At 37.8% G+C, this 13,982-nt stretch carries 10 protein-coding genes, 2 rRNA genes and 1 pseudogene (1 of these 13 running past the window's edge); 3 read left to right on the top strand and 10 right to left on the bottom strand.

The features are described 5' to 3' along the window. Positions 1–360 precede the first annotated feature (360 nt). Positions 361–573: a hypothetical protein gene (locus BAOM_RS01040; protein ID WP_127758709.1), complete on the bottom strand. Its 213-nt coding sequence runs from the start codon at positions 571–573 to the stop codon at positions 361–363. A gap of 122 nt (positions 574–695) precedes the next feature. Beyond that, a complete protein-coding gene (gene brnQ, locus BAOM_RS01035; RefSeq protein WP_127758708.1) occupies positions 696–2,024 on the bottom strand; it encodes a branched-chain amino acid transport system II carrier protein in 1,329 nt (442 codons plus the stop codon). A 472-nt stretch (positions 2,025–2,496) separates the two neighbouring features. Here brnQ and BAOM_RS01030 point away from each other — a divergent pair. Continuing rightward, positions 2,497–2,619: pseudogene (locus BAOM_RS01030) on the top strand (TetR/AcrR family transcriptional regulator); the annotation flags it as partial. Positions 2,620–3,098: 479 nt separating this feature from the next. Here the strand turns inward: BAOM_RS01030 and BAOM_RS01025 are convergent. Continuing rightward, positions 3,099–3,962, bottom strand: coding sequence for a DUF6612 family protein (locus BAOM_RS01025; protein WP_127758706.1), 864 nt, complete (start codon positions 3,960–3,962; stop codon positions 3,099–3,101). Positions 3,963–4,218: 256 nt separating this feature from the next. Continuing rightward, positions 4,219–4,488 (bottom strand): 2TM domain-containing protein, encoded by a 270-nt coding sequence (locus BAOM_RS01020; RefSeq protein ID WP_127758705.1) that lies wholly within the window; start codon positions 4,486–4,488, stop codon positions 4,219–4,221. Between the two features lie 394 nt (positions 4,489–4,882). On the opposite strand from BAOM_RS01020, the gene BAOM_RS01015 reads away from it, so the two are divergent. Then, positions 4,883–7,054, top strand: coding sequence for a bifunctional diguanylate cyclase/phosphodiesterase (locus tag BAOM_RS01015; RefSeq protein ID WP_127758704.1), 2,172 nt, complete (start codon positions 4,883–4,885; stop codon positions 7,052–7,054). Positions 7,055–7,269: 215 nt separating this feature from the next. Beyond that, positions 7,270–7,851: an LOG family protein gene (locus BAOM_RS01010; RefSeq protein ID WP_127758703.1), complete on the top strand. Its 582-nt coding sequence runs from the start codon at positions 7,270–7,272 to the stop codon at positions 7,849–7,851. 88 nt (positions 7,852–7,939) lie between these two features. Here BAOM_RS01010 and BAOM_RS01005 read toward each other — a convergent pair whose 3' ends face one another. The 6 genes from BAOM_RS01005 to BAOM_RS00980 form a co-directional block, all read right to left on the bottom strand. Continuing rightward, positions 7,940–8,167 carry a hypothetical protein gene (locus BAOM_RS01005; RefSeq protein WP_127758702.1) on the bottom strand — a complete coding sequence of 76 codons (228 nt, stop codon included), beginning with the start codon at positions 8,165–8,167 and terminating at the stop codon, positions 7,940–7,942. A 137-nt stretch (positions 8,168–8,304) separates the two neighbouring features. Further along, complete coding sequence (locus BAOM_RS01000) at positions 8,305–9,582, bottom strand: MFS transporter (RefSeq protein ID WP_127758701.1); 1,278 nt, start codon at positions 9,580–9,582, stop codon at positions 8,305–8,307. 256 nt (positions 9,583–9,838) lie between these two features. Beyond that, the gene (locus BAOM_RS00995; protein ID WP_127758700.1) at positions 9,839–10,882 is read right to left on the bottom strand and encodes a beta-carotene 15,15'-monooxygenase; all 1,044 of its coding nucleotides are present in this window, start codon (positions 10,880–10,882) and stop codon (positions 9,839–9,841) included. Between the two features lie 91 nt (positions 10,883–10,973). Further along, the gene (locus BAOM_RS00990) at positions 10,974–11,462 is read right to left on the bottom strand and encodes a GNAT family N-acetyltransferase (RefSeq protein ID WP_127758699.1); all 489 of its coding nucleotides are present in this window, start codon (positions 11,460–11,462) and stop codon (positions 10,974–10,976) included. A 351-nt stretch (positions 11,463–11,813) separates the two neighbouring features. Next, positions 11,814–11,929: ribosomal RNA gene (rrf, locus tag BAOM_RS00985) — 5S ribosomal RNA — on the bottom strand. Positions 11,930–11,992: 63 nt separating this feature from the next. Further along, positions 11,993–13,982, bottom strand: a 23S ribosomal RNA gene (locus BAOM_RS00980) (it continues 944 nt past the right edge of the window).

Raw genomic sequence — 13,982 nt, 5'->3', positions numbered from 1 at the left:
CATCCTTATTCTTTTTGTAGTGTATTTGTTTACTTCTACATATATGACCTTATCCTCTACTCTAATTATTCTGCTACAATAGTAAAAATATAGGGAAAACAATCTCAACTATTCATCCTTTTTCAATGTCTTCTATGTAGATTTTACGACCCTACTTCATACAGATTATTCTCTAATGGTTTCATGTGTAACATTCGTTAATTTCAAATTTGCAATAAAAAGAACTTCCTTTTCTACAGATAACGTACATACTCCCTCTTTAGCAGCACTTCAACAATCATTGAAGTAAACAAAAGAAAAATGGTACCCAATCCGCTTTCCCATACAAAGTAAAAAGCAGAGGGCAAAGCCCTCTTACTTTTATTCAGATTTTTGAACGATTAATGCACTTTGCACTTGACTAACAGCTGTTTGAGCCTGGGCAATCTCATTCGCCGCTTGCTTAATTGCCTCTCCAGCTAAAGTTGGATCAGATGAAGACTTTTCAATTGCTTGGCTTAATAAGGTTTGCGTTAAAGTCACATTCGCTTTTGCTTGATTTAATTGATTTACATCTATTGGTTGTTGAGACATATCATTCTCTCCTTTACATTTTAAAATACCTCTATATCATGACCTTACTTCACACTTTTATTATTGGAAAAAATCACAAAAAACGCCCATCTACATGTAGACGGGCGTTTTCTTGAACAATTTTATTTTTGCGGAGCTTTCGGACGCATCAAGCTAATGATATAACCTAATACTGCACCAACAATCGCTGGAACAATCCAACCTAACCCGATTCCATAAAGAGGTAAGACTTCTCCAAAGAAATTGGTTACTCCTGAAACATCGATTGGAGTTGCACTTAATCCATCAAATAAACTCACAACGAATGTGAATAGCATACTTCCTTGGTATACTTCAGAACGACCTTTGAAAAGAGAGTGTGTAAATGTTAAAATAATCAACACAATCGCTAATGGATAAATCGCTGTTAACACAGGTACAGATAACGAAATCAATTGCGCTAATCCAAAGTTCGCAAAACCTGCACTAATGACAGAGAAAATAATTGCCAATTTTTTATAAGAAACACTTGGAATTAACTTATGGAAATAAGAAGCACAAGCCGTAACTAATCCAACACTTGTTGTTAAACATGCTAGTAACACAATAAAGCCTAGTAACACTCCACCGAAAGGACCGAAGTAATGGCTTGAAACTTGTACTAATACTTGTGCACCTGTATCTGCATAACCTATTTCCTCCACACTTGTAGCACCAAGATATGATAGTCCTGTATAGATTAAAGCTAAAATACCTGCCGCGATAAACGCTGATTTCATACATAAAGTAAGAAGTTGTTTCTTATTCGTAATCCCTTTATCTCGAATTGCATTAATAACAATAATCCCAAACACGAAAGCAGCAAGAGCATCCATTGTTAAATAACCTTGTTCGAACCCTATAAAGAATGCATGAGACACATAGTCCTCAGTAGGTGCTTGGAAAGCTCCCATTGGTTTAAATACAACGAAAGCCATTAAAATTAAAATAAACACGAGCATAATCGGCGTTAGCCATTTTCCAATAATATCAACCATCTTGCTAGGGTTAACCGAAATATAACACGTAAGTGCAAAGAAAATAATTGTAAAGATTAGTAAAGGTACAAAACTGATCTCATCACCTAAAAAAGGTTTAATGGCCATTTCAAACGAAACTGTTCCTGTTCTTGGAATCGCAAACAAAGGTCCGATTGAAAGATATAAAATAACGGTAAACACTACACCAAAAATTGGATGAGTCCGATTTGCCAAAGACTGTAAATCATCTTTCCCCGAAACTCCTAATGCTAGAATACCAAGTAAAGGCAGACCAGCTCCTGTTACTAAAAAGCCAGCATTGGCAAGCCACATATTTTCACCTGCTGCTTGTCCAAGACCTGCTGGGAAAATCAGATTTCCAGCACCAAAGAATAATGCAAATAGCATTAAGCCAACAACTAATACAAATGAAGATGGTACTTTATTTGACACAAAAAAACCCCCATAAAATCTTTTTACCTAAAAATCCATATAAATCCACAACGAGGTTGTATGCAATCGCTTGTACATTTCTCTATTTATTGCCAATGTATGCAATAATCAGAAAATTAAGTCAATGGAATACCTCTTTGTAATTATATAAGAAGTACGGTACAACTTAATGAACTATATCACATATCAAACGTACTTACAATATCACAATAACAAATTATGCAGTCTATGTATAAATTAAATTCTGCCAATCGCCTCATAACACGATTTATAACACCTGATCATCCTAAATATTGGTGATAATATTTTTCTGAAAATAAAATTAATTGTACAGCCAACTAGTAAATGGAGAATAACAAATGGCTACACCAACAGATCAAAGTAAAGAAACGCTTCTTCAAGCCGCAAAAAATGCTTAGCGGCAAGAGGGATTCAACACTTTACTTTGAAAGCCGTTGCATAGGGTGCTTGTGTTATGCAAGGTACCATATACTATCACTTTCGTACGAAAGAACAATTGCTGCTAGACATTGTTAAACATATTCATAACGAATCATGGGAGGTACTTGAAAAAGCCACCATCCGCAAGAAATAATTCCGTACACACTACAGTCTGCCAAAAATCGTTGTTCATTCAATTCTATGTATCAAGATCTCTAGCATATCCGTTTCCTATTAAGCAACTTAGCTAAACAGCAGAAAAAAGTAAAATAACCCCTTATGTTCAGAGCATGTTCTGCCCAAACATTCTCCCTCCTTTTTATCTAATTTCCGGGGAAATGTCCTGTCATGACTACTGAACATTTTTCTCTAACTGTCTAATGAATAACTTCTGTTACGCTTAGGCATATTCTATCTGTTATATATATCCTCTTATTGAATATCAGTAGAAATAGCTATTCATTATTGTATATAAAACCAAATTAAATTTCCCCACATTATCACATTCCATCTAAGATCTAAAAATCTCCAGCCTCTTCAAATCAATATTCTTAAATCGGTTTAAAAAGTTAACCCTATATAAAAAACCTCATTCCTTCAAAATAAAGGAATGAGGTCTTCTAATAGCACTATTTATTGTGGAAGTTGAATTTCTTCTGCAGACTTCATTACATCTTCTGGAATCGCAATTTCATCCACACCATTGTAGTTGCTAAATATAGCATTTGTCGTTTGCTTCATCGTTACTTCTTCTTCACCTTCAACCGTTTTAATGGTCATGTTAATAGCCATAGCTGTTAAGTTAAAGCTTTTTTTATCAATTGTGTATTTAAAATTCACATCATTAATATCTATATTTTCAAGAGCGACCCCTAAGTCTTGACCTAGGCTTTTCGACATTTCTTCTTGAACTAAACTATTGAATTTGTCACCTGAAGCATTAAGTGTTAAGAAGTAAGAAGAATCATCCTGCTCGAACTTAAAGTCCTCTACATAGGATTGCATCTTTTTCAATTCAGCCGCTGGATCTCCTTGCTCTTTCGTTGCTTTTAATATCTCAGCAGACATTTCTTCGGGAAGTTTCATCCATTTGTTTTCTGTTGGCTCGAACATATAAAACCCTTTATCCGTGAAATATGTTTCTGATTTCACAGACTCTTCCCCTGGGACCTCAATCGTCATTTCTTGATAAAGAGCAATTGGATTTTGAATAACATCCATCTCAATGGTTGATTTTACATCCATTGGCTCAGGATTATTACTAGAAGTAATCGTTTGATTATTGTCCATTTTCACAGATACACTTTTTAAATCACGGCTAGCCGCAATTGTTTTTTCAAATACTTCTTCTACTGTAAGAGATTCTTCACTCGCTTGAGGTTTTTCATCTGTTTTAGATTTTCCAGCATCTGAAACAGGTGCTGCTTCTTGACCACAAGCACCTAACACAGTAAACAATGCTAGAAAAGGAATAGCTAATAACTTTTTAAACTTCATTATTATATATTCTCCTTTTTATAGAATATATAAATCATATAATAAAAAAGGGAATATATGTTGATATTTTACACAATAGGAACTTTTATACTAGTGATATAGCATTATAGCCAAAATCAATTAGCCAGTTAGTCCCTCTTTTCAATTTGAATTCCCCCACATACTCATTGAACTATGCCCTTCCCATTCCTTGAAGTGGGAGCCTTCTGTCAAGAAATAATAAAAAGAAGCCAATCTTGGCTCATAAATAAAGGGTCTACTTATCTTTTTCCATATACTCTTTGATCTTTTTTTCTTCCCAATCCACCCCGAATTTACCGGATGCAAACGTGGTTAAACCATGGATGATGACTCCAATTCCCCAACCTCCAAGCGGATAGATGAACCACCAATTCCCTGCATCTGAACTTAGGTTAATAACAAACAACATCATATTTACTAAAATATACACGGTCAAGTGAATGTAAAACGCTTTTAGATTTTGTACGCGCCTCTTGGCCCTTAAATATTTTTCATCCTTTTCCATTCGCCACACTCCCCCTTAATCATGTCACCCTTATTTAAAATTCTTCTTGATGTATACCATTTATATGTACTTCTATCTCTCTAAAAATATAGCAGTTTATTGTTTGATTACATTCTTTTTATTGGGGTTTATAACAACCGAACAAAACTAATACATTTTAAGTAAATTAATACTATTATACATAATTTCGTATAAAAAAGAGGTATTATGAACTATTTAAATGAGGTATTATTACATAATAGTAGCGAAATATTAATAAAATTATCATAACTACCTTAACATTTACCATGTATTATAGTCAGTGCTATACGGTGCTTGAAACATGCTAAGTCTAAACTACCGTAACTAACAATATGAATATGTTCTCACGCTATGAACTAAAGGGAGATTAATCATGAAAATAAAAAAACAGAATATCCAATCTTCCGTAAGAGACGGATTTAGTTTAACTATCCCTCTCTTATTACTCATACCAGCTTTGCTATTTAGTAATCAATTGTATGGCATATTGGGAGAAAATAATTATGTGACCCTCCATTTAATGCTTGAAATCTTTATTATCATTGCATCCTTTACGATTGCGATTCAAGCATGGCTTATATTTCCTTATATTTTTTCCAATCATCGGTTGTATATTGGTGCTCTCTTTCTATCAGTAGGTTTGTTAACTCTCATTCATACACTGTCTTATAAAGGCATGCCCTTTTTTATTAAGGATAGCTCTGCTTATTCAGCTACATGGTTTTATATGATTGAGCGCTTAACACAAGCTTTAGGTTTATTGCTCATTTTGACATCAAAACCTAAAAAAATTCACTTTATACAGCGTAGAATTACATATAGTTTAGCTTGTTTATATACTTTTGTTTGGATATTCCTTATCTACAGTCCATATGAATTATTACCGCATCTTGTAATTGAAGGAGTAGGTACAACACCATTAAAAAATAGTCTGCAATATTTAGCCATTATGTTGCAATGTTTAATACTTCTTTATTTGTGGAGAAATTTCAATAAAGATCGACGTCAAAATACGGTCATCATTGTGGCTTCTGTTTATTTAATACTTGGCGATTTAATGTTCACAACCTATCAAAGTGTGTATGATATTAAAAATTTCATGGGTCACTTCTTTCAATTATCAGGGTTTTATTTTTTAATGAGGACGTTTTACTCTACCTCTGTTGAAAAACCATTTCAATCGTTGATAGAAACCCAAAAACAATTAAAAAAATCTGAAGAAAGCCTGCATTACATGGCCTATCACGATGAACTAACCGAATTGCCAAATTCGCGATTTTTAACAGAGAAATTATCAATAGAACTAAGCATGCCAAAAACGAAAAAAGCGATTCTAATGATAGAAATTGATCGACTTAAATCTATTAATGAATCGCTTGGTCATTCTTTTATAGACTTGATGCTACAAGAGGTTGCAACACGTCTACGTACATCTCTTCCCCCAGACTTATTCATCAGTCAAATAGGCAGGGGAGAGTTTACGATTCTCCTCCATTCAGTAAAGGACCATGAGGATGTAGTTCAGGTATGTAAACAAATTCAAAAAGGAATGAAAGAGCCTTTTCAACTACAGCATTTCCTATTAAATATTACATTAAATATCGGCATTGCCGTTTATCCGAAGCATGGCACGAATCAAGAGGAACTTTTAAAACATGCTCAAGTCGCCATGCATGAAGCACAAAAAGCAACAGAGCGATATGTATTTTACCATTCCAAAATGGGACAACAGCTCATAGAGCAATTAGTGCTTGAACAGGACTTACATTACGCCCTTGATAATGGAGAGATTTATCTTGAATATCAGCCACAAATTAACTTACGTACGGGCTCTATTGATTCTGTAGAAGCGTTAGTTCGGTGGCAGCATCCAGAGAAAGGATTGATTTCACCTGCTGCATTTATTCCAATCGCAGAAGAAACAGGGTTAATCGTCCCAATCGGTGAATGGGTATTGGAAACTGCTTGTAGACAGGCTAAACAATGGCATAATGAAGGCATTTCACATATCGGTGTCGCTGTTAATCTATCAACTGGGCAATTCTTCCAACAAAATTTAGTAGAGATGGTAGAGGATATTTTAGCGAGAACGAATCTGCCCCCACATTACTTAGAATTAGAAATTACCGAAAGTATGACGGTAGATACTAACCACATGACTGAAATTTTGCATGATTTAAAGCAATTGGGTGTAAAAATAGCTGTAGATGACTTTGGAACAGGTTATTCATCTATGTATTATTTAAAAAAATTCCCGATTGATTGTTTAAAAATAGACCGTTCTTTTGTTCGAAATGTACAATCCAATCATCATGATGACGTACTTATTTCTATGATGATTTCGATGGCGAAACATCTTGAATTGAAAGTCGTTGCTGAAGGTGTGGAAGAAACCGGCCAACTTTCCTTTTTAGCAGATCGTGATTGTGATATTATCCAAGGATATTTATTTAGTAAGCCAATTGATCCCGAAGAATTATCAGCAAATTTCGATACCATTCAAAAAAAGGTTCTTTCCATCACTCAATTAAAAGAAGTAGTATAGAGAAATTGCAATCTAAAAAAGCTAACAGCCTGCAGACAGTAGACTGTTAGCTTTTTTACTTTTTACACTCAAAACAAGCATGTATGACCGTTCAGATGCATAATATTTTTTAGATCATTTTAAAAGTTTATTAACATTCCACTCGTTTCACTTAATATAAAAATTCATTATAATCAAAAAGAAGAAAAATAAAAAATGATGTAATGGAGGCTACTATGAAGAGAATCGCTGTTTTCTGTGGATCTAGTATCGGAGCTTCACATACGTATAAAGAAGGCGCTATCCAGCTAGGAAAAGAATTAGCCAGACGAGGCATTACGCTTGTCTATGGAGGTTCTAGTGTTGGAATTATGGGAACAGTAGCAGATGCTGTTTTAGAAGCAGGTGGACAAGCTATCGGCGTAATTCCAAAAATGTTAGAGGAAAAAGAGATTGCACACCTTCATTTAACAGAACTTATTGTCGTTAACTCTATGCATGAAAGAAAAACAAAAATGGTCGAATTGGCAGATGGATTTATCGCTTTACCTGGAGGACCTGGAACGTTAGAAGAATTTTTTGAAGTGTTCACTTGGGCTCAGCTAGGACTTCACCAAAAACCTTGTGGCATCTTAAATATAGACCATTATTATGATTTACTGATTTCCTTCTTCAATCATATGAATGAACAACAATTTTTGCAGGATAAACATCGTTCTATAGCTCTAGTTGATTCAAATCCAGCAGATTTAATTGAGAAATTCTATACCTATATCCCTCCTGCTGTGAAGACCTATATTAAAGAAAATCAAACTTGATAAGTACACACCACTGAATTCATATTACAAATGAGCTTGGGCATACTGTCCCTAAGCTCATTTGTTTTACTTACTGTTTATCAGTTCTCTACTCTTCTGCCTTTTTCCCTCTCATCAATTTCTCAAACTGTTCCATTTCTGGATCTTGTTTAGGCGTATAATTGAACGGATTTTTCTCTTGTGCAAATGTCTCTTTAGTATCAAATATGCCCATTGTTGAGCTAGCAGATGCTGTAGGGTCATTAATAATACTTTCTCTTTTCCCATCAAAATGAGGGGTTGCTTCAACATGTATATTTTCATCGTCACGTGGCATATCATCATCTCCTTTATGATTAAGATGACTATATAAAAGGCAATCTATTCAATTTTTCAACACTTTCATTTCAAGAAGATGAGAAAGCATAGAAAGAGATGATGATTTCAACAAATCAAGCATGTGAATCGAATGATTTATATTGCTTGCCCATTTGCCAAACCCTGCTTAACCTCTGGTTTTTGTTTTTTAATGATCACTACAAATAAGCTGCCTACTAAGCAGAAGATGCCCGCAAGAAAGAATGCCCATGTATAAGAATTAAATATTTTATAAATAAGACCTCCGCCATAAGCTGCGACTGCTGCACCTGCCTGGTGAGCAGCAAATATCCATCCATAAATGATTCCACTCTTTTCTACTCCGAAGATTTGTCTAGAAATACTAATCGTTGGGGGTACAGTTGCAATCCAATCTAATCCATAGAATACAGCAAAGAGAACTAATAGCGGGATAGACCCTTCATAAAGTGCATAAGGAAGCAATAACAAAGAAGCTCCCCTTAAAGCATAGTACCAAAACAGCAGCCAGCGATTATCAAATCGATCCGATAACCAGCCCGATATAGTCGTTCCAATTAAATCAAAGACTCCCATAAAGGAAAGTAAAGAAGCGGCAGTTATCACTGGGATGCCATAACTCATACAATACGAAACAAAATGCGTACCAATCAAACCGCCTGTTGAAAGTCCGCATATAAAGAAGCTCCCTGCTAATAGCCAAAACGCTTTCACTTTAACCGCTTCAAGTAAAGATTGGAAAGCTATTACAATAGGGTTTTTCTTCTGAACTATGCTCGACTCTGAAGGCTCTTCGTCAAGTCCGTACGGAAGGATCCCTATTTCCTTTGGAGTGTTTTTCATAAATAATAAAATAATGACTAACATTATAACGCTAAGAGCCATAATAAGGCCAATTGCCCAACGCCATGAATAATGTTCGATAACATAGGCTAGTACTGGCAGCAAAATTAACTGACCCGTTGCCGTACTTGCTGTTAATATACCAACTGCCAATCCCCTTCTCTTCTCAAACCAACGATTGGCCACATATGGACTTAAGACGGTTAAAAAGAGTCCAGACCCTAACCCTATAAGAATCCCCCAAATAAGGATAAGCTGCCACGATTGCTCCATAAAAAATGTAAGAGCAACTCCTCCGGATAACGTAGCCATGGCCAATACCATCATCTTCTTTAATCCTAGTACTTCAATTAAAGCTGCCATAAATGGACCGGAAAGCCCATACAAAAAAAGACTAATCGCAAATGCTAAAGAAATAATAGAACGGTCCCATCCGAACTCTGCTTCAAAAGGTTCTATAAAGACTCCTGATGATGATCGAATAATTCCAGCTGCGATAATGGAGAAGAATACAATGATTAAAATAAACCAACTATAATGAATACGCTTCAAACACTCACCTACTGTCTCAAATAATTTATGAACATGAATTATAATCATTTATTGTATGGGTTTTAGAGTAGATAATCTAGCTTAATTTTCAAATAAAAGGAATAAAAAAAGAAGCTATCCTAAAGCGTGATACTTTCAGGACGGCCTCTCCCCTCATTCAATCAACTGATGAGTTATTCAACTAACTATAATGAACATATATTTCATTTCCCTCGTGCTAGGGAACACGATTTTAAAAAGGTTTAGTGAACGCAGCTTACTTTGATACCCTCTGCCTCAACGCTTCTTTAAATCCTTCCAGATTATCCACTCGAATCGCTACTTGCTCATACTCTTTCTTTACCCCCATCAGCAAAGTGGCTTCAACCGGGCGTTTTAATTTCAACATAATATTGGGATAGACTTCTTCAAAATCACGTGCAATAAAATCAATTATATTCTTCGAAAGTTTTTGTTCTAATCTATCTCTGTCTTCTATCACTTCCTCAATATCATCCCATCGTATTTCCATACGCTTCATCAGGCCAAGAGAAACATACATACGATCATGTTCCATCTGTAGAGGATTGAAACGTACCGCTTGAATGTCACCTAAAAACAAAATGACAGAATAAACGTTTATCACTAGCAAAATAATTGATAAAATAAGTGACTTCTCATGTAACCACCAATGAATGCCGATTGTTTCAATCATAATCGCATGAATCATCATCACTTGAAAAGCAATCAGGCTTGAGTTCTTATGCAGTGTAAACGTATTGGCTTCATATTGCGGCTTCTTTCTCCACATACCTAAAGCATAATAAACCATCAGCATTTCAGAGCAAATCACTTGTATAATGGGATGTTTCTTTACTTTCTCGTCTACTGCACGGGAGAAGGAAAACAAAAGTGGCAGTGGGCTTTTCTTAACGGTACGAATGATTTCCGGCAAATATTTAAAAAATGTCACTAATAATAATAGCTCAAGTAAAACAAGTGCACCTTCTATAACAAAACCTGCCCATGTAATGGTTTTAAATGGAGCTAAATACTCCACTGGAATCATAAAACGCGCAGCAATAAGCCCAGCTGCCATCATCACAATAAGAGGCTTCCAGCTCAATTTACGTTTCCAAGCTAAAAATAAAACAGGCGCTGCAATAGTTAAATCGATAATGGAGCCCAATACAACACCATTTGTATTGTCAGGCAGCAGCGACACGCCAAAGGAAGAACGATATAAGACACAATTAGAAGTTAACACAAGCAATAATAAGATCAGCCACATCATATGTGTTGAATCTTTTTTTAATATCATGCTATCCACCTCATTCATTTTGAATGATTATATTTTTAAAATTTTGAAATATTCGTTGTAACTATTGAAGATTCCTCATTGTATAAAATGCTCACTGTAGCTCTTTACTCATATTATACCAAATTTCCCCACCATGTTCCGAGTTCGACACCCCATAATTGAGATATCCATGCTTTTCATAGAAACCAATTAAATCTTCTTTACAAGTAAGTGTAATCGTTTCACGTTGACTAGCTTTCGCTTCCCTTTCAAGGTGTATTAGCAGCGCTGTTGCGGCGCCTTGTTTTTGATAACTTGGAGACACAGCTAATCCTAAAATACTTTGATGACCTCCAGACGCTGGATTTTCTTTTATGTTACTAAATAAATCATCTGTAATGAATGCCTTTTCAATAACTGGGCCATTGACTAAGCCCACTATGGTACCGTCTTGTTCTGCTACATAAAAACTATCAGGAATTAACTGAATGCGCATTTCAAACGCTTCTTTCGTCGCGGCCTCTTCTTTTGTAAAGCAAAGATTTTCAATGCGTACAAGCTCAGGTAAATCTTCCATTTTTACATTTCGTATATTCAACATACCTATCATTCCTCCAATGTTTGAACGATTGCTCTATTCATATATTCATAACCTGACCCTTCCATTTTACGACATGATTTAAAAAAGAGTCTATTTCATAAGCCCCTTTGTTAGAGCAACTAAAAAGAATCCGTTTTGAACAGATTATTCAAAACGGATTCTTTTTTTATTTTTGAGTTAAACTATCTATTGCCTCATCTTCTATAAGAGTGATTTCTTAACATTAAAAGTTTCTAATCAGGCACTATCTTTCAACTAATATGGTAATCGCTTGATTGTATCACTAAACAACTATTTCTTTCCTATAAAATTAGGCAAAAAAAATAGCCCCTACTTAGGGCTACTTTTTTTGCCTGGCAACGTCCTACTCTCACAGGGGGAAACCCCCAACTACCATCGGCGCTGAAGAGCTTAACTTCCGTGTTCGGAATGGGAACGGGTGTGACCTCTTCGCCATCATTACCAGATATTATGTAAGAAGGATTGTTCCTTCAAAACTAGATAATAGGGAAAGACTATCATTGAAATAATTGGTTAAGTCCTCGACCGATTAGTATCAGTCAGCTCCATGTGTCGCCACACTTCCACCTCTGACCTATCAACCTGATCATCTTTCAGGGGTCTTACTAGCTTGCGCTATGGGAAATCTCATCTTGAGGGGGGCTTCATGCTTAGATGCTTTCAGCACTTATCCCGTCCGCACATAGCTACCCAGCGATGCCTTTGGCAAGACAACTGGTACACCAGCGGTGCGTCCATCCCGGTCCTCTCGTACTAAGGACAGCTCCTCTCAAATTTCCTGCGCCCACGACGGATAGGGACCGAACTGTCTCACGACGTTCTGAACCCAGCTCGCGTACCGCTTTAATGGGCGAACAGCCCAACCCTTGGGACCGACTACAGCCCCAGGATGCGATGAGCCGACATCGAGGTGCCAAACCTCCCCGTCGATGTGGACTCTTGGGGGAGATAAGCCTGTTATCCCCGGGGTAGCTTTTATCCGTTGAGCGATGGCCCTTCCATGCGGAACCACCGGATCACTAAGCCCGACTTTCGTCCCTGCTCGACTTGTAGGTCTCGCAGTCAAGCTCCCTTGTGCCTTTACACTCTACGAATGATTTCCAACCATTCTGAGGGAACCTTTGGGCGCCTCCGTTACCTTTTAGGAGGCGACCGCCCCAGTCAAACTGCCCACCTGACACTGTCTCCCACCCCGATCAGGGGTGCGGGTTAGAATGTCAATACAGCCAGGGTAGTATCCCACCAACGCCTCCACCGAAGCTGGCGCTCCGGCTTCACAGGCTCCTACCTATCCTGTACAAGCTGTACCAAAATTCAATATCAGGCTGCAGTAAAGCTCCACGGGGTCTTTCCGTCCTGTCGCGGGTAACCTGCATCTTCACAGGTACTATAATTTCACCGAGTCTCTCGTTGAGACAGTGCCCAGATCGTTACACCTTTCGTGCGGGTCGGAACTTACCCGACAAGGAATTTCGCTACCTTAGGACCGTTATAGTTACGGCCGCCGTTTACTGGGGCTTCAATTCAAAGCTTCGCTTGCGCTAACCTCTCCTCTTAACCTTCCAGCACCGGGCAGGTGTCAGCCCCTATACTTCACCTTGCGGTTTCGCAGAGACCTGTGTTTTTGCTAAACAGTCGCCTGGGCCTATTCACTGCGGCTCATCTGGGCTTTAACACCCTAATGAGCACCCCTTCTCCCGAAGTTACGGGGTCATTTTGCCGAGTTCCTTAACGAGAGTTCTCTCGAACACCTTAGGATTCTCTCCTCATCTACCTGTGTCGGTTTGCGGTACGGGCACCCTACATCTCACTAGAGGCTTTTCTTGGCAGTGTGGAATCAGGAACTTCGGTACTCTATTTCCCTCGCCATCACAGCTCAGCCTTAACGGAAACGGGATTTGCCTCGTTTCCAGCCTAACTGCTTGGACGCGCATATCCAACAGCGCGCTTACCCTATCCTCCTGCGTCCCCCCATCGCTCAAACGATGTATAGGTGGTACAGGAATATCAACCTGTTGTCCATCGCCTACGCTTTTCAGCCTCGGCTTAGGTCCCGACTAACCCTGAGCGGACGAGCCTTCCTCAGGAAACCTTAGATATTCGGTGGAAGGGATTCTCACCCTTCTTTCGCTACTCATACCGGCATTCTCACTTCTAAGCGCTCCACCAGTCCTTCCGGTCTAGCTTCAACGCCCTTAGAACGCTCTCCTACCACGGACATCGCAGATGTCCATCCACAGCTTCGGTGTTATGTTTAGCCCCGGTACATTTTCGGCGCGGAGTCACTCGACCAGTGAGCTATTACGCACTCTTTAAATGGTGGCTGCTTCTAAGCCAACATCCTGGTTGTCTAAGCAACTCCACATCCTTTTCCACTTAACATAAACTTTGGGACCTTAGCTGGTGGTCTGGGCTGTTTCCCTTTTGACTACGGATCTTATCACTCGCAGTCTGACTCCCGAGTATAAGTATTTGGCATTCGGAGTTTGACTGAATTCG

The organism is Peribacillus asahii (genome assembly GCF_004006295.1).
In the GTDB taxonomy this organism is placed as follows: domain Bacteria; phylum Bacillota; class Bacilli; order Bacillales; family DSM-1321; genus Peribacillus; species Peribacillus asahii_A.
The sequence above is the reverse complement of the archived record's forward strand: the minus strand, read 5'-3'. Positions and strand labels throughout refer to the sequence as shown.

Bases quoted from the DNA above. Each gene is read 5' to 3' on its own strand.
- BAOM_RS01040 (WP_127758709.1), bottom strand. From the start codon at position 573: ATGTCTCAACAACCAATAGATGTAAATCAATTAAATCAAGCAAAAGCG.
- BAOM_RS01025 (WP_127758706.1), bottom strand. From the start codon at position 3,962: ATGAAGTTTAAAAAGTTATTAGCTATTCCTTTTCTAGCATTGTTTACT.
- BAOM_RS01020 (WP_127758705.1), bottom strand. From the start codon at position 4,488: ATGGAAAAGGATGAAAAATATTTAAGGGCCAAGAGGCGCGTACAAAAT.
- BAOM_RS01015 (WP_127758704.1), top strand. From the start codon at position 4,883: ATGAAAATAAAAAAACAGAATATCCAATCTTCCGTAAGAGACGGATTT.
- BAOM_RS01010 (WP_127758703.1), top strand. From the start codon at position 7,270: ATGAAGAGAATCGCTGTTTTCTGTGGATCTAGTATCGGAGCTTCACAT.
- BAOM_RS01005 (WP_127758702.1), bottom strand. From the start codon at position 8,167: ATGCCACGTGACGATGAAAATATACATGTTGAAGCAACCCCTCATTTT.
- BAOM_RS00995 (WP_127758700.1), bottom strand. From the start codon at position 10,882: ATGATATTAAAAAAAGATTCAACACATATGATGTGGCTGATCTTATTA.
- BAOM_RS00990 (WP_127758699.1), bottom strand. From the start codon at position 11,462: ATGTTGAATATACGAAATGTAAAAATGGAAGATTTACCTGAGCTTGTA.